This window comes from Actinosynnema sp. ALI-1.44, from assembly GCF_001984155.1.
In the GTDB taxonomy this organism is placed as follows: domain Bacteria; phylum Actinomycetota; class Actinomycetes; order Mycobacteriales; family Pseudonocardiaceae; genus Kibdelosporangium.
In genome coordinates, this window is record NZ_MTQO01000033.1 from 138,028 (window position 1) to 159,277 (window position 21,250).

Consider the following 21,250-nt stretch of genomic DNA (forward strand, 5'->3'; position numbering starts at 1 on the left):
ATCCACGACCGGCAACTCGATCTCATCATCTGTTTCTTGGCGAGCTCGGCGGCCGTGACGCTGCTTGTGCTCACTCCGCAGGACGCTGCCAGCGGGGTGAACACCGCACTGGTGCCGTGCCTGATGGCAGTGGCCATCATCGCGGCCGGCTATGGATCGCGAGCGTTATGGCGGGTGCGATGGGCTGCTGGGCTGCTGGTTCTGACCTGGCGAGAACCTTGGGCGGTGCTGTCGGATCAGGTGTCACCACACGCGACGGCAATCGGGCTCCACCTCAGTGTCCTGCTCATGCCCAGCGCGTCGTTGGGCGCCAGTGATCGCACGGTCCGGGTGCCGCACTCCGGTGACTTCGTGACGCTGGATCCGGCGGCTGGTGCGGGAATGCCAATGCTTCTGTATGTCGGCATGCTGTGTGGTGTTGGTTGGTCCTTCTGTGTTGTTGGCGCTGTGCGACGGTTAGGCGCCATTGCGGGTGGTATAGCGATTGGAACCGTTCTCGCCGCTGTGGAGTGGATGTGCACGATGTGGCGTGCTCGATCCGTCGGCGCCCCTGCGGCTGTTGAGTGGTCATCGGGTGGGGTCCACCGTTTCACCGTGGCGGCCATAGCCGGGATCGTGCTCGTTGCCCTCAGCGTTCGTTTGCTGCGTAGGGTGCGTGACCGGCGACGATCGGACAGAAACGGTGGAACAGAGCCAGGATTGGCCCACCGTCTGACGGCCGCAGTGCCAGATGCACGTCTTGGCACGGTAGTCGTCGGTGTTCTTGCGGTTGCCTTTCTTGTGCTCGGTGTGGTGAACCGATGACCTCTGGTTGCGGAGTGCGCATCTGGCAGAGGTCGGCAATGGCCCGCCCCACCCGTGGGCTGATCTTCGAGACCCTCGCTGGGCGGCGCCCACGTCGACGTTGCCGTCCGCCGTATGGCCATCCCGCCACATCTGCTGATCCGATGATCGCTCCATGAAAGGAGTTTCGGGCGGCCGCGGCCGAGCCAGCGGCCTGAATGTGCTGAACCGGTATCCGAGGGCAGTATTGGCTGACTCCGGAAACGAAGCGGCACGGCGGCTGCGCGTGGAACTCGCCGCCGATGCCTTGGCAGAGGCAGCCCCCGAGCTCTCGGCGCGTCGGGGCCGGCGGAGCCGTGACGGCCTCGTGGTGGCCGGATGTGTACTGACTGTTGGGACATTGGCCGTCGTACTACAGCCCAGGGCAGTGGCTCTGATCGTCATCGCCATCGTTATCACGCTGTATGCTGCGACTCTGTTGCACCGAGTACAGCTGATGCGTCGCGCCTTGACGAACGACAGGACGATTCATGTCTCGGACGAAGAGGCTCGCGCAGTACCCGACGAGGAATTACCGGTCTACACAGTTCTGGTGCCCGCCTACCGCGAACCGGAGGTGATCGCGGCTGTCGTTGCGTGCATGGCGTCGCTGGAATATCCGGCCAACCGCCTCGAAGTGCTGCTGCTCCTCGAAGAGGACGATGCGATGACCATCGCCGCAGCGCGCGCGGCGTGTGCCGGAGCACCGGTTGACATCGTCCTGGTTCCTGCCGGGGATCCGCGCACGAAGCCGAGGGCGTGCAACTACGGTCTCATGTTGTCATCAGGCGAGTTCGTCACCATATATGACGTCGAGGACCGTCCAGAGGCCCTGCAACTGCGCAGAGCGGTCGTGGCTTTCCGTCGCAGCAGCACGGACGTCGCCTGCCTGCAGGCCCGTCTCTCCTATCACAACGCTGAACAGAACCTCATCACCCGCTGGTTCACCACTGAGTACGACACCTGGTTCCAATGGTTGCTGCCAGGGCTGGTGGCCACGGGCGCACCGATTCCGTTGGGCGGCACCTCGAACCACATCCGGCGGGAAGTGCTATGGGACGTAGGCGGTTGGGACCCCTACAACGTCACCGAGGACGCAGACCTCGGGGTGCGCCTCGCGCGTTACGGCTGGAGCGTGGCCATGCTCAACTCCACGACGCACGAGGAAGCCAACAGCGACTTCGTCAACTGGATAAAACAAAGATCCCGTTGGTACAAAGGCTACCTGCAGACGGTCCTGGTGCACACGCGGTCACCGCGCCGGCTGGTCGACGATCTCGGTGCCAAGGGCGTGATGGGGTTTCTCCTGTTCGTCGGCGGTACTCCGTTGCTTGCGATGGTGAATCCACTCTTCTGGGGTTTGACAGGATTGTGGTGGCTGAGCCAGCCCTCGTTCGTGGCGGAGCTGTTCCCGCCCGCTGTGTACTACCTGGGCATGGTGTGCTGGGTGCTCGGTGGCTTCAGCCTGGTGTACTTCGGCGTGGCGAATGCCCGTACCAGCGGCAAGCCGCAGTTGGCGCTCAGCGGCCTGATAGTTCCGCTCTACTGGCCGATGATGTCGTTGGCCGCTATCAAGGCGTTCGTGCAACTCGTAGTACAACCCTCCTACTGGGAGAAAACCACCCACGGCCTTGTCCACGCTGGTTCAGTTCACAGCGACCGGCCACATCGGCCGGTTGTCGCACCGAAGAGATCACATCCTCACGGCCAAGGAGCCGAGCAGGCCCCGACCGCCGAGACTGTGTCCGGTTCCGCCGGGCGGTACCAGTCCCGGCTGCGGCGGATTGCGGCAGTGCGATTGCCGGATTCAGTTGAGGCGCGCGCGGGGCTCGGCATCTTCTTCGGGTTCCTCACCTTGTATCTCGTCGTCGGTTGCTGGCTGGTCTTGGAACAGCACAGTGTCATGGGAGACGCGCTCTCTCGGGTCGCCAATGCCAACTATGTGATCTACAGTCGTGAGCCGAAGCTGGCGAACATAGGATTCGTCTGGACACCTCTGCCGTCGCTGTTGTATCTGCCGCTCTTGCCACTCAAGCATTTGTGGCCACCGTTGGTCGAACAAGGCCTGCTGGCCAACATCGTCTCTGCCGTCGCCATGGCGGGCTCGGTGAAGGTCCTCTATGGACTACTCGGCGATCTGCACGTGTCTCGGCGGGTTCGGATCTGGCTGACGGTGGCCTTCGGGCTGCAGCCGTTGATCATCTGGTTCGGAGCCAACGGGATGACCGAGGCGCTCCTTATTGTCTTCCTGCTGCTCGCCATTCGTCGTCTTGTCCGCTGGACCGCTGATACGAACCCGCGACACTTGATGGCGGCGGGCGGGTTCCTCGCGCTGGGTTATCTGGCTCGATACGAAGTTCTGGCGTCGGGTTGCGCTGCTATAGCCTTCGTGGTCGCGCTGTCGTGGTACCGCTCGCCCGGAGGACGTGCCCATCGAAGGCGCGTGGCTCTGGCGGACGCCCTCCTTGCTGGAGGGCCGCTAGCGGCGGCGTTCTTTCTATGGGCAGTCGCCAGCTGGGTCATCGTCGGTCATCCGTTCGAGCAGTTCAGCTCCGCCTACGGAAACTCGGCGCTCGTTCAGAAGGGTGGTGGGATCGCGTCCGTTGACCCGTCATTGTTGACGATGCAGTGGCTCGTGCTGGCGCCACTGCTTGTTCCTGTTCTTGTCTTGACAGCATTTTTTGCTGTGCGAGAACGGAACGTCTCTATGATCGTGCCGGTCGGCCTGTTCTCCGCCATCCTCGCGTTTCAATGTGCCGCGTACTTCGCCGGTTCACTGTTCGGGTTTCTGCGTTACCAGATCGTCGTCGTGCCCCTGTTGGTCGTGCTGGTCGGCTACTTGTTCCGAGGGAGCGGGCTGATCGCCGTTGTTCTCCACAGGCGTCGCAAGGAATGGATCGCCGTGGTGACGGCCGTGGTTTTGATCATCCCGGGAGGCTTCACCTCGGGATACGCGGCCATGACGAAACCTGAATTCGCCACTGAGGAGTGGAGTCACGTGCGCCCGGCGGTGCTGGCCTCGCTGGGTCATGCGCAACCTGTCGTGGGCAGCTACAACGGAGCGTTTGAGATCGATCGAGAGGTTGCGGCATACCTGGACGGGCGCCGGCTGCCACCAGGCAGCGTGGTGGTCGACTCCGGCCCCGGCTTCGCCGTCCTCGTGGCCAGCGCCAACCTACGCCAGTTCGTCATCACGTCGGACCGCGACTTCGAAGGCGCCGTCACCGACCCGATCGGACACGATGTCGAATATCTTCTCGTTAGCCGCGGGCACTCACAACATGACGAAGTCGCGGCCGCGTGGCCCGACCTCACGCAAAGCTCGGCGAGTCCGCCCTGGGCCGAGGTCGAGGTTGTCTTCCCATCTCGCAACCACCCGAAAACTCATGAATGGACACTTTGGCGTGTACGACCCACGCCCTGAGATAGGGGAGTGTAAGGCGTGTAGGGCAGGTGAACCCAGCTATCGCCGCGATCATGGTGCTGTCGCGACAGCGGTCAACACCATGTTAGGCGTGTTGTTGTTTCGTTGGATGTAGTGCTCGGGCTGTGGGCGGAGTGGGAGCCCGCAGGAGGAGGTCTCGCCAGTCGGCGGGCCAGTTGGTTAGTGCGAGGATGCCGGTGATGATGAGGTGTGTCGGCGCGGCCCAGCTTTCGGTCAGCCCGTCGTGGTTGATGATGTGGGTGGTGACCGCGCCGGTGAGCACGAACATCAGTGTGGTGGCGCCCAGGAAGCGTGTTCGTCTGCTGGGGATCACGAGCAGAATGGCGGCGAGGCCTTCCAGAGTCCCGACCGGGAAGCGCATCCAGGAGGGGTAACCCCATTCGACGAACTGCGTCGAGTATGGCGGGCCGAAGAACGTTTCGCCCGGCCAGTACTTGGTGATGGCGCCCAACGCGAACTCGAGGGCTAGGAACCAGTACAGGCCGGTCATTGCGTGCCGTGGCCACGTTCGGGCGGACATATCCGTCTGTCCTTTCGCGAATGATGTCGACAGCCGATGTCGATGGGGCAACGCCATGTCTGGCATGGGATGCCTCAGATCGGGCTGGCAGAGTTGAGTGTTTCGGTGTGCCGTTGATGCTGGGGCAGGTTGCGGTGTCGGTGTCCTCCCCGTCGGCGTGGGACGGTGTAGACCTCACCGGGCGGGACCTGTGGCCCGCAGGGTTGTGATGGCCTTCTCGATCCGCCGTGTGCGTGTCTCGGGCCTCTTCGCGCTCTCGATGGCGAGCACGTGCTGGCGCTTGTGGCTGTATGCCAGGTTGTCGTAGGCGGCGCGGGCGATCGGGTCGGCGTCCAGGGCACGGGCGAAGTCCGCGGGCTCGATCACGACACGGGGCTCGGTATCAAGCTCGACCTCGACCTCGATCTGCTCGCCGGTCACGACACCTGCGGCTTGCCGGTTGGCGTTGCTCAGGCCGAGCAGGTAGCGGCCGCGCATGATCGCGACTCTGCTCTTCCACGAATGCCCGTTGATGGTGATGGTCACGCCCGGTCGCTTGCCCGCACCGAGCGCCTCCACGACCTCCGGTGGAACTTCGAGCCCCCTCATGGGCTCCGGAGGCTCGACATGGGCGCGAAACTTCATGTGTGCTCCCGCCATATTGCCAACTAGCTTGGGGATCCTCGTCGTGTGGGGATTGGCGGACCCTTGGGTGAGTCTTGTGGGGTCAGGAGGCGGAGGTGGTGACTTTCCACAGGTAGCCGTCTGGATCGCTGAAGTAGCCGTAGTAGCCGCCCCACCGGGCGGCGGCCGCCTCCTTGACCACGCTGCCGCCGGCAGCCACGGCGTTGCGTATGGTCTCGTCCACCAGTTCCCTGGAGTCGGGGTTGATGTGGAACGAGGCGCCGCGGAAGCCCGATCCCTCCGCGGACACGCCGGCGTCGCGTGCCGCTGCCTCCCATTCGTAGAGAGCCAGCTGCGGGGATCCCTCGCCCAGGCTGAACGAGACGAAGTTGCGGGTGTCCTTGTCGATCGTGAAGCCGAGGCCCTCGGCGTAGAACTTCTTGGCGCGGGCCAGGTCCTCGACTCCGAGCATGATGGCGCTCACCTGCGGTGACATGGTTCTCTCCTGCTGGTCTCGGTGTGGTTCGGCGTCGGCACTGAACTCGTGTCGACGCCGAACCTCTCGTCGGTGCCGGGGGGTGGTTATTCCGCGTAGGGCTGGTCGGTTCCCTCGGCGCTGTAGCCGAGGCTCCAGATGTAGCCGTCCGGGTCGGCGAAGGAGCCGCCGTACCCGCCCCACGGCAGGGCACCGGCGGGCTTGAGAACCGTCGCGCCGGCCTTCTCAGCCTCCGCGATGATCTCGTCGACCCGTGCCTCACTACGGACGACGTAGGTGAGAACCAGACCGCTGAAGCCGCTGCCCTCGGCGCTGGTGCCCACCTGCTCGGCCAGGCCGTCACGCCGGTAGAAGCCGACAGGCGAGGCGCCGTCCGCTTCGAAGAACACCGAGACGCCGTAGTCGTTCTTGATCTTCCAGCCGAGCCCCTCTGCGTAGAACTTCTTGGCCCGGTCCATGTCCCCGACGGCGAGGAGGATCGAGCTGACGTGCGCTTTCATGCATTGTCTCCTTTGTACTGTCACATCGGCTTGGCGTCGCCGGTCAATCGGTATGACAGGCCCGGACGGAGGAATGTGACCGATGGTCGAACACGACTGGCTGAGCGAACGGTTCGCCGAGCACCAGGACCGCTTGCGAGCGCTTGCTTACCGGATGCTCCGCTCACCCAGCGACGCCGAGGACGCGGTGCAGGAGGCGTGGCTGCGGGTCAGCCGCGCCGACACCGACCAGGTGGAGAACCCGGGCGGGTGGCTGACCACGGTCGTCGCCCGGGTCTGCCTGAACATGCTCGAAGCACGCCAAACCCGGCGTGAGGAGCCGGCTGGGGCACTGCCACCGGAACCAGCCGCGCCACACCCGAGCACCCACCCAGCCAGCCCGGTTGATCCCGAGGACGACGCGCTGCTGGCCGACTCGGTCGGCGTCGCGCTGATGGTGGTGCTGGACACACTGAACCCCGCCGAGCGGCTCGCGTTCGTCCTGCACGACATCTTCGCTGTCTCGTTCGGCGAGATCGGCGCCATCATCGACCGCTCCCCAGCGGCGGCCCGGCAACTCGCCAGCCGGGCCCGGCGGCGAGTGCAAGGAGCAGCCGACGCGTCCGACGCCGCGAGATCCCGGAAACGAGAGGTCGTCGCCGCTTTCCTGGCAGCCTCCCGGAACGGGGACTTCGCCGCCCTGCTCTCGCTGCTCGATGCGAACGCCGTGCTCGTGGCCGACCCGGCCGCCGTGCGGATGGGTGCGACCGCCGAGGCCCGCGGCGCCGACGCGGTGGCGGCCGTCTTCGCCGGACGAGCCGAAGCCGCCCGACTCGCCCTGGTCAACGGCGTTCCGGCCGCGGTCTGGGCACACCGCGGCCAACCGCAGGTCGTCTTCGGTTTCACCATCACCGACGAGAAGATCACCGGCATCGACCTGCAAGCCGACCCGGACCAGCTCCGTGACCTCGACATCGTCTACCTCGGCACCAGCGACAAGGAGCCGTCATGATCCCGGGGCAGGACGAGATTCTGGGCCGGGCACAGCCCACTCGACCCCATGTGAGAACGGAGCGTGACCGCATGAATTTCAAGCTCTCGTGCTGCACGCTCGCCGTCCACGACCTGGACGAGGCCCTCGGCTTCTACCGTGACGTACTCGGCTTCACGGTACGCGAGCACGCCGGATTCGCGGAGACGCGGTGGGTGAGCATCAGCCCACCGTCCCAGCCGGACATGCAGATCGTCCTCGCACCACCCGACATGCACCACGGAGCCTCACCAGCAGACCGACATGCGATCGAAGACCTCATAGCCAAAGGACTGCTGGGCAGACTCGTCTTCGAGACCGACAACTGCGACGCCACCTTCGAGCGCATCGAGGCCACCGGCGCCGAGGTGATGCAAGAACCCATCAACCACCCCGACGGCGTCCGCGACTGCGCCTTCCTCGACCCCTCCGGAAACGTGCTGCGCTTCACCAACCCCACAACCAACAGACCCGACACCCGCCTCACGGCAAGCACACCCCGCCAGACACCACCAAGCACTGAATGACGGCCAAGCCGCCGCGCTGCCACACCGAGCAACAACCGGCCACCGCAACCGTGCATCGACCGCGGCGAGACAAGCCAGCCAGCCGGATCACCGACCACGGCGTGGATCTGGTGCCTGGTTGCGCTCAGCCTCGATCGACGAGTGCCTTCTCGACCTTCGTGGCCATCTCGGTGATTTCCGCGGGAGTGATGACCAGTGGTGGCAGCAGGCGCAGTACGGCGCTGTGGCGACCGCCGCTCTCGATCAGGAGCCCGTGGTCGAGGCAACGGCGTTTGATGGCCCTGGCCCGGTTTCCGTCGGCGGGCCGGGAACCAAGGGCGTCGGCCGGGCCGTCGGGGTCGACGATCTCCATGCCCCACATCAGTCCCCGGCCGCGGATGTCGCCGATCTCCGGGTGCTCGCCTGCGAGCGAGGTCAGTGCCTCCTCGATCAGACGTCCCTTGGCTTCGGCTTGGTCGGCCAGGCCCTCCGCGGTGATCACGTCCATCGTCGCGGCACCGGCGACCATCGCCACCTGGTTGCCGCGGAACGTGCCCGCGTGCGCGCCGGGCGTCCACGTGTCGTAGCGGGAGTGGTAGACGAGTACTGCCAGCGGATAGCCACCACCGACCGCTTTGGACAGGAGCACAGCGTCTGGTTCGATGCCCGCGGCCTCGAACGCGAACATCGTTCCGGTGCGGCCGAGCCCGGTCTGTATCTCGTCGCACACCAGCGGGATATCCAGTGCGGACGTGATTTCCCGCAGGCCACGCAACCACTCCGGCGGCGCCGGGACGACACCGCCTTCGCCCTGCACCGGCTCCACGATGATCGCGGCCGGTGTGCTGATGCCGCTTTCGGGGTCGGTGAGAACCCGTTCGATGTAGCGCAGGCCCACGCGTGCGCCCTCATCGCCACCAATACCGAACGCGCAGCGGTAGCTGTACGGATAGGGCAGGAAGTGCACGTCCGGCATGAGCGACGCGACGCGGTGCTTGGCGGCCAGGTTGCCGGTGAGACTTAGCGCACCCGATGTCATGCCGTGGTAGGCACCGTGGAACGCCAGCACGGTACGCCGGCCTGTCGCCGTCTTGAACAGTTTCACCGCCGCTTCGACGGCGTCCGCTCCGGTCGGTCCGCAGAAGTGCGTTTTCGCGTGTGCCGCGAAGTCCGGCGGCAACACGCCGTAGAGCGACCGCAGGAACTCGTACTTGGCTGGTGTGGTGAGGTCCAGCGCCTGCTGCACTTGTCCGGAGTCGAGGAATTCCCGCACCCGCGCCGCCACGGCGGCATGGTTGTGACCAAGGGCAAGCGTTCCCGCGGCGGACAGGCAGTCCAGGTACTGGCGGCCCTCCGTGTCGGTCAGCCTGGCCGCGTCGCCTGCCGTGAACACTCGGTCGATCACAGCGGCGTACGTGCGCGCGTTGGATTCCTTGTCCCGTACGAAGGTGTAGACGTCGTCCACAATGGTCGTGTTCATCGGTGGTCCTCACGTGCGAGGCGGGTGTCGGCGACCACGATCTGGCCGAGCGCGATCCCTCCGTCGTTGGCGGGCACCTGGCGGTGGCAGTAGGCGTCGATCCCGTCCACTGCCAGGCCGGTCAAGCAGTTGATCAGCAGGAACTCGTTCAGGAACACACCGCCGGACAACACGACCTGGCGTACGCCGGTCGTCTCGGCGATGTGACGGCAGCGGTCGCGGACCATCGTGACGACGGCCGTGTGGAACCGCCTGCTGATCGCCGGCACGGCGACGCCCGTTGCCAGGTCACGGGCGATGGCCCTGACCACCGGCCGGGGATCGACTTCGCCATCGGCGAACTCGAACGCGTAACCGGGTTCCAGTGCGAGGTCACGGGCCAGCAGGCCTTCCAGTTCGATCGGGCCCTGTGCCTCGTATTCGGCTCGCCCGCACAAGCCCACCAGCGCCGCGACACCGTCGAACAGCCTGCCCATGCTGGCCACGGAGGGCGAGTTCAGTCCGCGTAGTGCCATTGTGGTGAACACGTGCCGTTCATCCGGGGTCAGGGTGGCCAGCGCGGGGAAGGCGTCGACCGCGGCGTCGCCCATGGCGTCCAGAGCAAGCGCCAGTCCGGTGCGGATCGGCTCCCGCACCGCCTTGTCGCCGCCGATCAGTGGCACGTAACGCAAGTGGGCGACCCGGTCGGCGTCGGCGTAGTCGCCGAGGAGGAACTCGCCACCCCAGATGGTGTCGTCCGTGCCGTATCCGGCACCGTCGAACACCACGCCGAGTGTCCGGCCGTGCAACTGGTTCTCCGCCATACAGGCGGCCATATGTGCGTGATGGTGTTGCACGTGCACGATTCGACCGTTCCCGGCTGCACGGACGGAACGGAACTGCGGGTGCAGGTCGTAGGCGCCGACCTCGGGTGACAGGTCGTACAGCCCGGCGATGTGCTCGGCGGCCTTGCGGTGTGATTCGAAGGTGTCGTCGTTCTTCAGGTCGCCGATGTGCTGGCTCAGGTGCACTCTGGTGCCGGACGACAGCGCGACTGTGGTTTTCAGCTCGGCGCCGTAGGCGACCAACGGCGCGATCGGGCGGCCCAGCTCGACCGGGTAGGGCGCGTAACCGCGGGCGCGCCGGAAGAAGGTGAGCAGTGGCGACGGCAGTTCCGGGTGCGTCGAGCACCTGACCACCGAGTCGTCGACGCGGATCTCGATGTCGCGGTCGTGGTAGAGGATCACGTCAGCGATCTCGAACAGTTGCGATAGCGCCTCATCGTTGCGATACGCGATCGGGTAGCCGGAGATGTTGCCACTGGTCATGACAAGCGTGTCCAAGCCCGGCTCGTCCAGCAGCAGGTGGTGGTGCGGCGCCGACGGCAGCATCACGCCGAGATTGGGGTTGCGCGGCGCGATGTTCTCCGGCAGCGAGCCGGGCTGCTTGCGCGCCAACAGGATCGGGCGAGCGGGTGACGCGAGCAGGTCCGCCTCGGCATCGGACAGCACGACGAGCCTGTGCGCGGTCGTCATGTCCGCTGCCATCACCGCGAACGGCTTCCAGTCTCGCCTCTTGCGTTTGCGCAGCAACGCAACCGAGTCGGCGTTTGTGGCGTCCACCGCCAGGTGGAAGCCGCCGACGCTCTTGATCGCCGCGATCTGCCCGGCTGCCAACGCCGAGGCACAGCGGCTCAGCGCGTCGTCGCCCTCGGCCGTTGCTCCCTCGGCGTCGGCCAGCAGCAACCGCGGCCCGCAATCCGGGCACGCGTTGGGCTGCGCGTGATAACGCCGGTCGGCGGGGTCCACGTACTCACTGGCGCACTGGTCGCACATCACGAAGCCGGACATCGTGGTGTGCGACCGGTCGTAGGGCAGCGCCTGCACGATGGAGTACCGGGGACCGCAGTTGGTGCAGTTGATGAACGGATACCGGTGACGCCGGTCGGCCGGATCGCGCAATTCGGCCAGACAGTCCGCGCACACGTGCGTGTCGGTCGGCACCAGGGCGGTCCGTTCACCACCCTGGTCACTGTGAACGATCGAGAACCCGGCACCGACGTCACCCGGCGGCATCCTGGTCGCCGTGACCTCGTGCACGCGGGCCAGCTCCGGGGCCTCGCTCGCCAACTCGGCGGCGAACCGTTCCAGCACGGCCAGGGGCCCGCTCGCCTCGATCAACACTCCACCCGGATCGTTGCGAACCCAGCCGGACAGGCCGTACCGGCGCGCGTGCCGGTACACGAACGGCCGGTAGCCCACGCCTTGCACGACACCGGTGACCCTGATCTGCCAACGCTGCGTTGCCGTGTCGTCCACGGTCAGCACAGCCTGGGCAGTTCGGCGCCGACCAGTTCCTCCAGTACCGACTCCCGCCCGTCCCCGTCCCGCAGGAGGACGTCGGTGCCGGGACGGTCGGTGACAGTGCCGATCACCGCGGCGTTCACGCCGTAGGGATGGTTCCGCAGCGCCGTCAGGACATCGGCCTCCGCGGCCGGGGAGACGAACAGTGCGAGACACCCTTCGTTGGCGCAGTGGAGCGGGTTGATCCCGAGCATGTCCGCCGCCATCGCGGTCTCCGTCTGGATGGGCAATGCGGGCAGGTCGACGGTGACGACACGGCACAGCCGGGTCGCGTACTCGTGCAGCACGGCTGACAGGCCGCCTCGGGTCACGTCCCGCATCGAGCGGACCGATCCCGCGGGCGCCTTGGCGAAGACGTCGTCGATCAGGCCGTTCAACGGCGCGCAGTCGCTGAGGACGCGCTGTTCGAAGCCGAGACCTTCCCGGATGGACAACAGGTGCACGGTGTGGTTTCCGATGTGGCCGGACAGGATGACGCTGTCGCCGGGCTGGACGGCGTCCATCCGCAGCGGGTCGCGGCGGAACGCCCCGATACCGGCCGTGTTGACGTAAAGACCGTCGGCCTCACCGGCGCGCACGACCTTGGTGTCGCCGCCGACGATCAGCACACCGGCCTCGATCGCGGTGTCCCGGATCGACTCCAGCGCCCGCACCAGCCACTTGATCGGCAGCCCGGTTTCCAGGATCAGGCCCAGTGTCAGGTACATCGGCGTCGCGCCGGACACGGCGAGGTCGTTGACGGTACCGCAGACCGCGATCTTGCCGATGTCGCCGTTGCCGAAGAACGGCGGGTCGACGACGAAGCTGTCGGTCGTCATCGCGATCCGGTTGCCCGGCACGGTCAAGGTCGCGCTGTCCTCCATCTCACCGACATACGCCTCGCCGAGGGTGTCCGCGATGAGCCGCACCAGTTCCTGGCTGAGCGCGGCGCCAGTGCCGTGATCGAGCAGGACGCGTCCGTCGAGGTCGGTTGCTTTCGCCACGGTGGTCACGGTGTCTTGATCTCGCGACGCGGCAGGACGCCCTGGCTGTCCAGGACGCTCAGGATCTCCGTCGAGTCGGCCACGGTGGCGCAGTAACCGGCCAGCCACTCCAGCGCTCGGTCGCGATCCTCGGTCCGGGCCGACACCACGCAGTCACGCGGCACCCAGACGTTGTAGCCACGGAAGAACGCGTCGGCCGCCGTGGTCTGCACGCAGATCTGAGTCTGCATGCCGGTGATCACGACGGTCTCCACGCCGCGTTCCTGCAACCGCGTGTGCAGGTCCGTCTCGTAGAAGCCGCTGTCCTTGTTCTTCTCCAGCACGACATCCCGCGGATCGAGGAACGCCTCGATGATCTCGGCCCCGCGCGTTCCCCGCTCGACCGGCAGGTGTCCGTCGTAGCGCTCGGCGTTCGGATCGTCGGGCAGGTTCACCAGTTGGAGGTGCACGACGGAGTGCCCACGACGGCGCATTTCGGCGAGGAACCGGGTGAAATGCGGTGTCGCCGCGTCGACGGCGGCGATCCGTTCCGGATTCTTCTGCACGAGGTCGTACTGGAGGTCGTTCGTAAGTACCGCGACTGTGGACACAGGTTGCTCCCCGGTCATTTCCCCTGGAATTCCAACAGTCGGATGCTAGCCGCCGAAGGTATCTGTCAAACAACTCCCGACCTGCGGGATGACATGATCACGCCATGTTTCATCCGCTCGGCACGGAAATCTTCCCTCCCCGGCAACGATGTTGCAGGCAATTCCATCGGCGAACTCCCGGCCAGCTGATATTTTCGCTTTCAAAGGTGTTTCTGCTCAATGGAGGAAATGTACTTCATGGCCGTCGTGCACCAGGTTTCCCTCAAACCGGGCAAACTGGAACTGCTCACCGCGTGGCTCCCCTCCCGGCCGTGGTACCGGGGTGGTGAACCGAAGTTGGCCAGGGCGGGCGGCTTCCGGCTCGACGACCCGCGGGGCGAGGTCGGGATCGAGTTCATGGTGGTCGCCGACACATCCGGCGACAGCGTGACCGTCTACCTGCTGCCGCTCACCTACCGAGGCGCTGCGCTCGATGGAGCGGACCACGCACTGGTGGGCACGACGGACCACGAGACACTCGGGCGTCGCTGGGTCTACGACGGTTGCCACGACCCGGTTCTGGTGGCCCAGTTGCTCGCCCTGATCCAGGGCGAGGCGCAGGCTCAGGACCAGGACGTCAGCGACACCCCCGACCGCGAGGTCGTCTGCTCGCACACCGGCGGCCGCATATCCACAGACCTCGCCGCCACCGACAACCAAGAGGGCACCGAGCTACGCGCAGCGGATGGCACGCTTCTCCAGGTGTGCCGAGTCCTGCGGCCCACCCTGGATTCGCAGGGAGCCACCGGGCACGTCTCCACCTCATGGCAACTGCCGAACGGCACCCGCGTTTGGGGACTGCTCGCAGTGCTGCGCGCGCCGTGACCAGCAGCCATCGGTAGTGGCCTGGTGTCCGCACTTTTGATCACTCGCTCGCTTATGTGGGTCGGCGGCGAGGATCGCGCGGCGTTCCGGCCCGAAAATCCGGTCGGCACAGAACCGGGCTCGCCGACGCCGGAACCGACCCGCCCAAGCGTCGCAGATGCCGCGCTACTCGACTGGTTGCTCACACTCGCCGGGAACCCGCCAATGCGCCAAAACCGTTACTAAGAGGGTATTGATCTTGACCTGTCCGTTTTTCTTGGAACTGATACACACCCAGTTCGTGATCGGCGGTGCGGTACGCGCGGGCAAGATCCGCCCGGCAGCCCGCAGCCGGTCCAGTTGGCGCGCGGAAGCCAACCGCTCGGTCGCGGTCACGACTGAGGAAAAACCGGCCGAGGAACCCGAGAAATCCCAACGGGTCACGGCTGCGACGTGTATGAGATCCACGGCGAAGAAGACCACGCGCCCGCAGGCTCAGCGCGCCGGCCGGAGCAGCTGACCATGGCGGACTTGGAGCCGATGCCCACCGACTGGGAACGCGGCCTCGCGGTCGTGGCACACCCGGACGACCTGGAATACGGCGCCTCGGCGGCGATCGCCCAGTGGGTGGACGAGGGCAAGACGTTTTCCTACGTCCTCGCCAGCCGGGGTGAGGCCGGGATCGACGGAATATCCCCGCAGGACTGCGGTCCGTTGCGGGAGCGCGAGCAGATCGAGGCGGCGCGGATCGTCGGTGTGTCCGAAGTGGAGTTCCTGGACCACAGGGACGGCGTGATCGAGTACGGCATCCCGCTGCGCAGGGACCTGGCGGCGGCGATCCGCAGACACCGGCCGGACCTGGTGGTCACCCTGCACTACGGCCCGTCGTGGTCGGGCGGCGCCCGCAACTCCCCGGACCACCGCAACGTCGGCGAAGCCCTGCTCGACGCGGTCGGCGACGCGGGCAACCGCTGGATCTTCCCCGAGCTGGGCCTGGAACCGTGGAACGGCGTCCGCTGGGTGGCGGTGGCCGAGACACCGGACGCGACACACGCGGTGAACGTGGAGTCCAGCTTGGACAGAGGAGTCGCTTCCCTTGAGGCGCACCGCGCCTACCTCCATGGCCTGGGCGAGGGTCCGATGTCCGATGCGGACACCTTCCTGAGGCAGGCGGCGACGCAGGCGGGTGAGCGGTTCGGCGGAAAGCTGGCAGTCCCGTTCGACCTGCGCCCGGCGTAAGCAGAAAGCCGCCCCGGCCGAGGTCGGGGCGGCTTGGGGTTGAGCTACCGTAGCGTGCACATTTCAGCCGTGTGATCCGCACGGTCGAGTCATGACAGCGTGTGGGTACTCGTGGCGCGGAGATGCTGATGCCCTCGGTCGCGAGGTCCAGCACGATCCGGCGGGCCGGGGTGCTTGTCCTGGCGCCGGAGTTGCTCGATCCGGTTGACACGGCGTACTGACTTCCCCGTGTCCCTCGTTCAGACACCCCGTGTTGTGCGTTCCGGCACCGCGAGTTGTGCCTGCTTTCCAGCGTGGTTACGCGTGTCCACCATCATCACCGGAGACGTTCAGTCCTCGGCCAGGGCGTAGGTCGCGCAGAGCACCGCCGCCCTGGCCGCGGCCGCCGCCTCGGCGAACATCGGCCACATCTTCTCCTCCGGGGTGCCGCGGCGAATCTGCTCGACGGCTCCCGCGGTGAGCGTCACGCACTCGGCAAGGCACAACATGGTCTCGTCGACCGGATCGGAACGGTCGGCCGTCGCGCGCAGCATCGCCAGTTCCCTGGCCAGCCGGAGGGCCAGCAGCGCCGACTCGTTCTCGACCACCGTGCCGACGGTCGTCGCGGGTAATTCACGCAAATCTGACATGAGGCCTCCCAAAACCGGTGCGCGACGTCGCCGGGCGAAAATCCGTGCCGAATTCCGCCGGAACATCGGAACAATCCTTGCCGGAGCGGGCGGACGGGCACCCTTCATGCTAGGTGCGGCCACGGCGGCAGGCCACCTTGTCCTAGGACATTCGTTCAGGCGTGAAACACGCTTTCGGGTACGCATCGCAGGCACTAACTTCGGGCCACGGGCGGCAGACGGGCCAGCGAACGCCGCGGCGGGATCGGTATTCGCGGCGACGCTTGTCGCCGACTCGGCGAACGGACAAGGAGTACCCGATGACCGCGACAGCCAGGCGGTACCACCTGATCTCCCTGGACGATCTCGGTCCCGGTGAGCTGGACCGCGTGGTGCGGCTCGGCGTGGACTTCGCCGAGCGCCGCACGCACGGCGAGCCGCTCAGCGGCACCGTGGTCGGCGTCTACTTCCGCAAGACCTCCACCCGGACACGGACCTCCTTCTCCGCCGCCGCTCTGCGGCTGGGCGCCCGGATCATCAGCTTCGGCCCCGACGACCTGCAGGAGAAGACGGGGGAGAGTTCGGCCGACACCGGCCGGGTCCTGGCCCGGATGCTCGACGCCCTGGTCGCCCGCACCGCCGGCAGCACTGAAGAGTTACGTGCCTGGGCGCGACAGGAGTCGATGTCCGTCATCAACGCGATGAGCGCGGCCGAGCACCCGACGCAGGCGGTGACGGACCTGATCACCCTGCACCGCCGGTTCGGCGGGGTGACCGGCCGCCGTGTGCTGTACCTCGGCGAGGGCAACAACACCGCCGCCGCGCTGGCCCTCGGCCTGGCCCGGTTTCCGGGCACGGAGTTGCACCTGCGCACTCCCCAGGGTTACGGCCTGGACGGCGACGTACTGGCCAGGAGCCGGGAGTACGCGGCCGAGACCGGTGCGTTCGTCGAGGAGCGGCACGATCTGGACCATCTGCCCGACGGGATCGACGCGGTCTACACCACCCGCTGGCAGACGACGGGCACCACGAAACCCGATCCGCACTGGCGGTCGGCGTTCGTGCCTTTTCGCGTGCACTCCGCACTGTTCGACCGGTACCCGGAGGCTGCTTTCATGCACGACCTTCCCGCGCATCGCGGCGACGAGGTCACCGCCGATGTGCTCGACGGTCCCCGCTCGATCGCGTTCGACCAGGCGGAGAACAAGGTCTACGCCGCCATGGCGGTGCTGGAGTGGTGCCTGCGGGACGGATAGTCATTCGCGCGGACTGTTGCCCATGTGCCGCTTTCAGGGCAATACCTACCGGCCCGATTTGGGTTATGCTCCGTCAACGCGCGAGCGCGGGCGGGGTGCTTCGGCGGTCCGGCCGTGTGCTGGTGGGAATGGCGGGTGATCCTTTGCCGAAGGCTGGTGTGATGCGATTCGGTACGGGCGGTTGCAGTATGCTTCCGTATCCGGCGACAATTCCTGCCCGATTCGCGCTCTGCGTTTACCGACCCGTCGGCGGCGTGGCGGAAACTGAAGTGGCGGTAGGGCTACCTTCACCCCGCTTCCGGCAGTTCGCCGCATTATCTTCAATGGGTGCAGCCGTCACTGTTGACACGATGGCAGACGAAAAGAAATGGAGCTGTCGTGACACGTGTGAGCACATTCCAAGCGGCTGCGGTGACGGATTACGCCATCCTGCTCAAATCGGTGAGCAGGGTCTACGGCAAGGGCCAGAGCGCTGTGACCGCACTGCGGGACGTGACCGTCGGATGCCCCCGGGGCAGCTTCACCGCGGTCATGGGACCTTCCGGTTCCGGCAAGAGCACCTTCCTGCACTGCGCGGCCGGTCTGGACCGGCCGACCCGTGGCTCGGTGGTGCTCGGCGGGGTCGAACTGTCCGGGCTGAAGGAGGCCGAGCTGACCAAGCTTCGCCGGGAACGGGCCGGGTTCGTGTTCCAGGCGTTCAACCTCGTGCCCGCTCTGGACGTGGCCGAGAACATCGCGTTGCCGCTGCGCCTGGCGGGCAAGCGCGTGGACCCGGCGTGGATCCGGCAGGTCGCAGCCCAGGTCGGCCTGCAGGACCGGATGCGGCACCGCCCGCCGGAGCTCTCCGGCGGCCAGCAGCAACGGGTCGCGATCGCGCGGGCCCTGGTCATGAAGCCGGACGTGGTGTTCGGTGACGAGCCGACCGGCGCGCTGGACACCACCAGTGGCCGTCAGGTGCTGACGCTGCTGCGAGACGCCGCCAGGTCGGGACACACCGTGGTGATGGTGACCCACGACCCGTCGGCCGCGGCCATGGCCGACCGGGTCGTGTTCCTGGCCGACGGCAGGTTGGTCGGGGAGTTGGAGCAGCCGACGCTCCGCACGGTGGCCAGCCGGATGGCCGGGCTCGGCGCCTGGGTCGAGGGCATCGAGGTCATGCCGTGACCCGCCTGCTGTCCGGCCCCATGATCGGTACCGTCTGGCGCACGCGGCGCAGCCGCCGCAGTGGCTTCGTCGGAGCCTTCATCGCCCTGTTCTTCGCGGCCGCCACGGCCACCTCGGCGGGCATCCTGCTGGAATCGGGGGCGCGGGCCGAGTCACCGCCAGAGCGGTACGCCGGCGCCGCCGTGGTCGTCGGCGGCAAGCAGAGCTACGACCCCCCTGCCGACGTCGGGAATCCCGACGCGGGCACGGGCGAGTCGGTGGTGCTGCCCGAGCGGGTCCGGCTGGACCGCGGCATGGTCGACCGGATCGCCCGGATCGATGGCGTGCTCGAGGCCGTGCCCGACCTGTCGTTCCCGGCGAACCTGCTGGTCAAGGGCCAGCCGTTGACCGGGCCGAACGGTACGAGGTCCTGGGGTCACGGCTGGGACTCCGCCCGGCTGATGCCGTTCACCGTGTCGGCGGGCCGCCCGCCGCGGGCCGGCGGCGAGGTTCTGGTCGACGCCCAGCTTGCCGCGCGGGCCAGGGTGGCCGTCGGGCAGGACGTGCAGATCTCGATCCACGGAAGGCCGGAGACCTTTCGCCTGGTCGGCACGGCAGCAGGCGGCAGCCCGCTGACCAAGCAGGCGGCGCTGTTCTTCGCCCCCGACGAGGCTGCCCGGCTGTCCGGCAACCCCACCGGCAAGATCGACACCATCGGCGTGCTGGCCGCGCCCGGTACCGGCGTCGACGAACTCGCCGCCCGGATCACCGGCACGATCGGCGAGGACCAGATCACGGCGCTCACCGGCGGCCAACGCGGCTACACCGAGTTCCTCGACCTTGGCAACAGCGCCTCCAACCTGGTCGCGTTGTCGGGTTCGTTCGGCGGTGTCGGCTTGGCGATCGTGCTGTTCGTCGTGGCGGCCACGTTCGCCTTGTCGGTTCACCAGCGTCGTCGGGAGATCGCCCTGCTGCGGGCGGTGGGTGCGACCCCTGGCCAGATCCGGCGGATGGTGGCGGCCGAGGCGCTGATGATCTCGGTACCGGCCGCGCTGGCCGGTGCGGTGCTGGGCATCCCGCTGGCGACGTGGCTGCGGAAGATGCTGGTCGCCGGGGACATGATCCCCGACACCCTCGCCCTGCACATCGGCGTGCTGCCCGCCGTGGTCGGCGTCGGTTCGACCGTGCTGGTCGCGCTCGCCGCCACGTACGTCGCTGGTCGGCAGGCGTCCAAGGCGTCACCCACCGAGGCGCTCGGCGAGGCCGCCGCACCCCGGCGGCTGATCGGAGGCTTCCGGCTGTCACTCGGGCTGCTGCTGCTGGCCGGCAGCATCACCCTGGTCACGGTTTCCCGGTCGGCCACCGGTGACGGTGCGCCCGCGGTGTCGCTCGGCCTGTTGTTCGCCCTGATCCTGACCGTGGTTGTGCTGTCCCCGCTGCTGGTTCGCGTCGCCGCGGCCGTGCTGGGCATGGTGATCAGCCGGTTCTCGCCCGGCTCCGGCTACCTGGCCGCGGCCAACAGCCGGGCCAACGCCCGCAGGCTGGCTCCGGCCGTGAGCACGATGGTGCTGGCCGTCGGGTTCGCGTGCACCGAGATCTTCCTGCAGACAACGTTGTTGTACGCGGCCGCCACGCAGGCTGCCGGGGGCAGCGTCGCGGACCACGTCGTGGTCGGTGGGGACACCCGGTTGTCGCCTGAGGTCGTGGCGGCGGTCCGGCAGGTCGACGGGGTCGACGCGGCCACCGGGATCACCTACACCAAGGTGCTCACCGGCACCTTCGACGACCTGGACATGTCGGCTGTCCCCGCGCAGGCCGTCGACACGGACGATCTGGCCGCGGCGGTCGACCTGGACGTGCGGTCCGGCGACCTCGGTGCGCTGCGGGGTGAGTCGGTCGCGTTGTCCCAGTCCGAGGCGACCGTGCTCGGGCTGGCGGTGGGTGACCTGATGCCTGTCCGGCTCGGCGACGGCACCCTGCTCAAGGTCAAGATCGTCGCGACGTACGGCCGTGGCCTGGGTTACGGCGACGTCACCCTGCCTGCGGCACTGGTCGCCGGTCACACCACGGACGGGCTGACCCAGCAGGTGCTGGTTCGCGCGCAACCGGGTGCGGACCAGCAGCGGGTTCGCACCGAGCTCGCTGGCCTGGCCGCCCGGTTCCCCGGTCTGACCGTGACCGAACCGCACGAGGCGCTGGCCGCGCGTGACGAGGACCAGCGAGCCAACCAGTGGGGCGCGTTCCTGGTCACCGGCGTGATCGTGGTCTACACGGCGATCGCGGTGATCAACACACTGGCCATGACCACGAGCGCGCGGACCCGGGAGTTCGCGCTGCTGCAGCTGATCGGGGCGACGCGGCAGCAGGTTCTGCGGATGGCCCGGTGGGAGTCGGTGATGCTGATCGTCACGGCGATCGTGTTCGGTTCGGTCGTCGCCGTCACCACGCTGGTGCCGTTCAGCCTCGGCCGGGCACAGCTCGGGTTCCCGTACACGCCGCCCTTGGTCTATCTCGGCATCCTCGGGGGTATCGCGGTGATCGGCCTGTTCTCGGTGATGCTGCCCGCTCACCGAGTGCTGCGCCAACGCCCGGTGGAAGTCGCCGGGGTGCACGAATGACATCGACGCGACCGAGCACAGGGAGGGCCGTGGCCATGACCGGGAGGACCGAGCAGGCGAACCAGCGCCTGGACGAGATGCTGGGGCGGGTGCTGGCCTGTGTGGATCAGGCGGCCGGAGCCATCGACCAGGCCAGGGAGGGCAGTCCGGAAGCGCTACGACAGATGCTGCTCGCCGCGCGCGGTGCGGCTGTCTGCGTCGCCGGTCTGCTGGCGTGAGACGAACCCGGGCAGGTGCGATGGCTTGC

The 21,250-nt window shown here is 67.2% G+C and carries 19 protein-coding genes; 9 read left to right on the plus strand and 10 right to left on the minus strand.

Features of this window, described 5'->3' with window-relative positions; all coding sequences use genetic code 11:
* The first annotated feature begins 958 nt into the window (after nucleotides 1-958).
* Nucleotides 959-4,246 carry a glycosyltransferase family 2 protein gene (locus ALI144C_RS55355; RefSeq protein ID WP_083752820.1) on the plus strand — a complete coding sequence of 1,096 codons (3,288 nt, stop codon included), beginning with the start codon at nucleotides 959-961 and terminating at the stop codon, nucleotides 4,244-4,246.
* Between the two features lie 85 nt (nucleotides 4,247-4,331).
* Here ALI144C_RS55355 and ALI144C_RS07425 read toward each other — a convergent pair whose 3' ends face one another.
* The 4 genes from ALI144C_RS07425 to ALI144C_RS07440 all read right to left on the minus strand — a co-directional run bounded on the left by ALI144C_RS07425 (nucleotide 4,332) and on the right by ALI144C_RS07440 (nucleotide 6,386).
* Nucleotides 4,332-4,757 carry a DoxX family protein gene (locus tag ALI144C_RS07425; protein WP_076986258.1) on the minus strand — a complete coding sequence of 142 codons (426 nt, stop codon included), beginning with the start codon at nucleotides 4,755-4,757 and terminating at the stop codon, nucleotides 4,332-4,334.
* A gap of 204 nt (nucleotides 4,758-4,961) precedes the next feature.
* Nucleotides 4,962-5,426 carry a YdeI/OmpD-associated family protein gene (locus tag ALI144C_RS07430; RefSeq protein WP_330359574.1) on the minus strand — a complete coding sequence of 155 codons (465 nt, stop codon included), beginning with the start codon at nucleotides 5,424-5,426 and terminating at the stop codon, nucleotides 4,962-4,964.
* 67 nt (nucleotides 5,427-5,493) lie between these two features.
* Entirely contained in the window at nucleotides 5,494-5,886 is a 393-nt protein-coding gene (locus ALI144C_RS07435) for a VOC family protein (RefSeq protein ID WP_076986260.1), read from the minus strand.
* An 86-nt stretch (nucleotides 5,887-5,972) separates the two neighbouring features.
* The gene (locus ALI144C_RS07440) at nucleotides 5,973-6,386 is read right to left on the minus strand and encodes a VOC family protein (RefSeq protein WP_076986261.1); all 414 of its coding nucleotides are present in this window, start codon (nucleotides 6,384-6,386) and stop codon (nucleotides 5,973-5,975) included.
* A gap of 82 nt (nucleotides 6,387-6,468) precedes the next feature.
* Here ALI144C_RS07440 and ALI144C_RS07445 point away from each other — a divergent pair, with 82 nt between their 5' ends.
* Both ALI144C_RS07445 and ALI144C_RS07450 read left to right on the plus strand, forming a co-directional pair.
* Nucleotides 6,469-7,377, plus strand: a complete 909-nt coding sequence (locus tag ALI144C_RS07445) for a sigma-70 family RNA polymerase sigma factor (RefSeq protein WP_076986262.1) — start codon at nucleotides 6,469-6,471, stop codon at nucleotides 7,375-7,377.
* Complete coding sequence (locus tag ALI144C_RS07450) at nucleotides 7,374-7,922, plus strand: VOC family protein (protein WP_237774027.1); 549 nt, start codon at nucleotides 7,374-7,376, stop codon at nucleotides 7,920-7,922. Before ALI144C_RS07445 ends, ALI144C_RS07450 begins: the two co-directional genes overlap by 4 nt.
* A gap of 124 nt (nucleotides 7,923-8,046) precedes the next feature.
* On the opposite strand, the gene ALI144C_RS07455 is transcribed toward ALI144C_RS07450, so the two are convergent.
* From ALI144C_RS07455 to ALI144C_RS07470, 4 genes are read right to left on the minus strand one after another with little or no spacing between them, the layout of a single operon-like run.
* Nucleotides 8,047-9,381, minus strand: coding sequence for a diaminobutyrate--2-oxoglutarate transaminase family protein (locus tag ALI144C_RS07455; RefSeq protein ID WP_076986264.1), 1,335 nt, complete (start codon nucleotides 9,379-9,381; stop codon nucleotides 8,047-8,049).
* Nucleotides 9,378-11,678, minus strand: a complete 2,301-nt coding sequence (hypF, locus tag ALI144C_RS07460; RefSeq protein WP_076986303.1) for a carbamoyltransferase HypF — start codon at nucleotides 11,676-11,678, stop codon at nucleotides 9,378-9,380. The genes ALI144C_RS07455 and hypF overlap by 4 nt, the downstream gene beginning before the upstream one ends.
* 2 nt (nucleotides 11,679-11,680) lie before the next feature.
* Nucleotides 11,681-12,706, minus strand: a complete 1,026-nt coding sequence (hypE, locus tag ALI144C_RS07465) for a hydrogenase expression/formation protein HypE (RefSeq protein ID WP_076986304.1) — start codon at nucleotides 12,704-12,706, stop codon at nucleotides 11,681-11,683.
* A 5-nt stretch (nucleotides 12,707-12,711) separates the two neighbouring features.
* Nucleotides 12,712-13,296, minus strand: coding sequence for an isochorismatase family cysteine hydrolase (locus ALI144C_RS07470; protein WP_143230483.1), 585 nt, complete (start codon nucleotides 13,294-13,296; stop codon nucleotides 12,712-12,714).
* Between the two features lie 219 nt (nucleotides 13,297-13,515).
* Here ALI144C_RS07470 and ALI144C_RS07475 point away from each other — a divergent pair, with 219 nt between their 5' ends.
* Nucleotides 13,516-14,160 (plus strand): maltokinase N-terminal cap-like domain-containing protein, encoded by a 645-nt coding sequence (locus ALI144C_RS07475; protein ID WP_202818878.1) that lies wholly within the window; start codon nucleotides 13,516-13,518, stop codon nucleotides 14,158-14,160.
* A gap of 165 nt (nucleotides 14,161-14,325) precedes the next feature.
* Here ALI144C_RS07475 and ALI144C_RS54185 read toward each other — a convergent pair whose 3' ends face one another.
* Nucleotides 14,326-14,622, minus strand: a complete 297-nt coding sequence (locus ALI144C_RS54185; protein WP_143230484.1) for a hypothetical protein — start codon at nucleotides 14,620-14,622, stop codon at nucleotides 14,326-14,328.
* A gap of 39 nt (nucleotides 14,623-14,661) precedes the next feature.
* On the opposite strand from ALI144C_RS54185, the gene ALI144C_RS07480 reads away from it, so the two are divergent.
* Nucleotides 14,662-15,378, plus strand: coding sequence for a PIG-L deacetylase family protein (locus ALI144C_RS07480; RefSeq protein ID WP_076986306.1), 717 nt, complete (start codon nucleotides 14,662-14,664; stop codon nucleotides 15,376-15,378).
* Nucleotides 15,379-15,707: 329 nt separating this feature from the next.
* On the opposite strand, the gene ALI144C_RS07485 is transcribed toward ALI144C_RS07480, so the two are convergent.
* Nucleotides 15,708-16,007: a hypothetical protein gene (locus ALI144C_RS07485; RefSeq protein WP_143230485.1), complete on the minus strand. Its 300-nt coding sequence runs from the start codon at nucleotides 16,005-16,007 to the stop codon at nucleotides 15,708-15,710.
* Nucleotides 16,008-16,306: 299 nt separating this feature from the next.
* Here ALI144C_RS07485 and ALI144C_RS07490 point away from each other — a divergent pair, with 299 nt between their 5' ends.
* The 4 genes from ALI144C_RS07490 (at nucleotide 16,307) to ALI144C_RS07505 (ending at nucleotide 21,221) form a co-directional block, all read left to right on the plus strand.
* Entirely contained in the window at nucleotides 16,307-17,242 is a 936-nt protein-coding gene (locus ALI144C_RS07490) for an ornithine carbamoyltransferase (RefSeq protein WP_076986267.1), read from the plus strand.
* 387 nt (nucleotides 17,243-17,629) lie between these two features.
* Nucleotides 17,630-18,406 (plus strand): ABC transporter ATP-binding protein, encoded by a 777-nt coding sequence (locus tag ALI144C_RS07495; protein ID WP_269086657.1) that lies wholly within the window; start codon nucleotides 17,630-17,632, stop codon nucleotides 18,404-18,406.
* On the plus strand, nucleotides 18,403-21,003 hold the full coding sequence (locus tag ALI144C_RS07500; RefSeq protein ID WP_083752821.1) for an FtsX-like permease family protein: 2,601 nt from the start codon (nucleotides 18,403-18,405) through the stop codon (nucleotides 21,001-21,003). The genes ALI144C_RS07495 and ALI144C_RS07500 overlap by 4 nt, the downstream gene beginning before the upstream one ends.
* A 35-nt stretch (nucleotides 21,004-21,038) precedes the next feature.
* Nucleotides 21,039-21,221 (plus strand): hypothetical protein, encoded by a 183-nt coding sequence (locus ALI144C_RS07505; protein ID WP_076986268.1) that lies wholly within the window; start codon nucleotides 21,039-21,041, stop codon nucleotides 21,219-21,221.
* Nucleotides 21,222-21,250 lie beyond the last annotated feature (29 nt).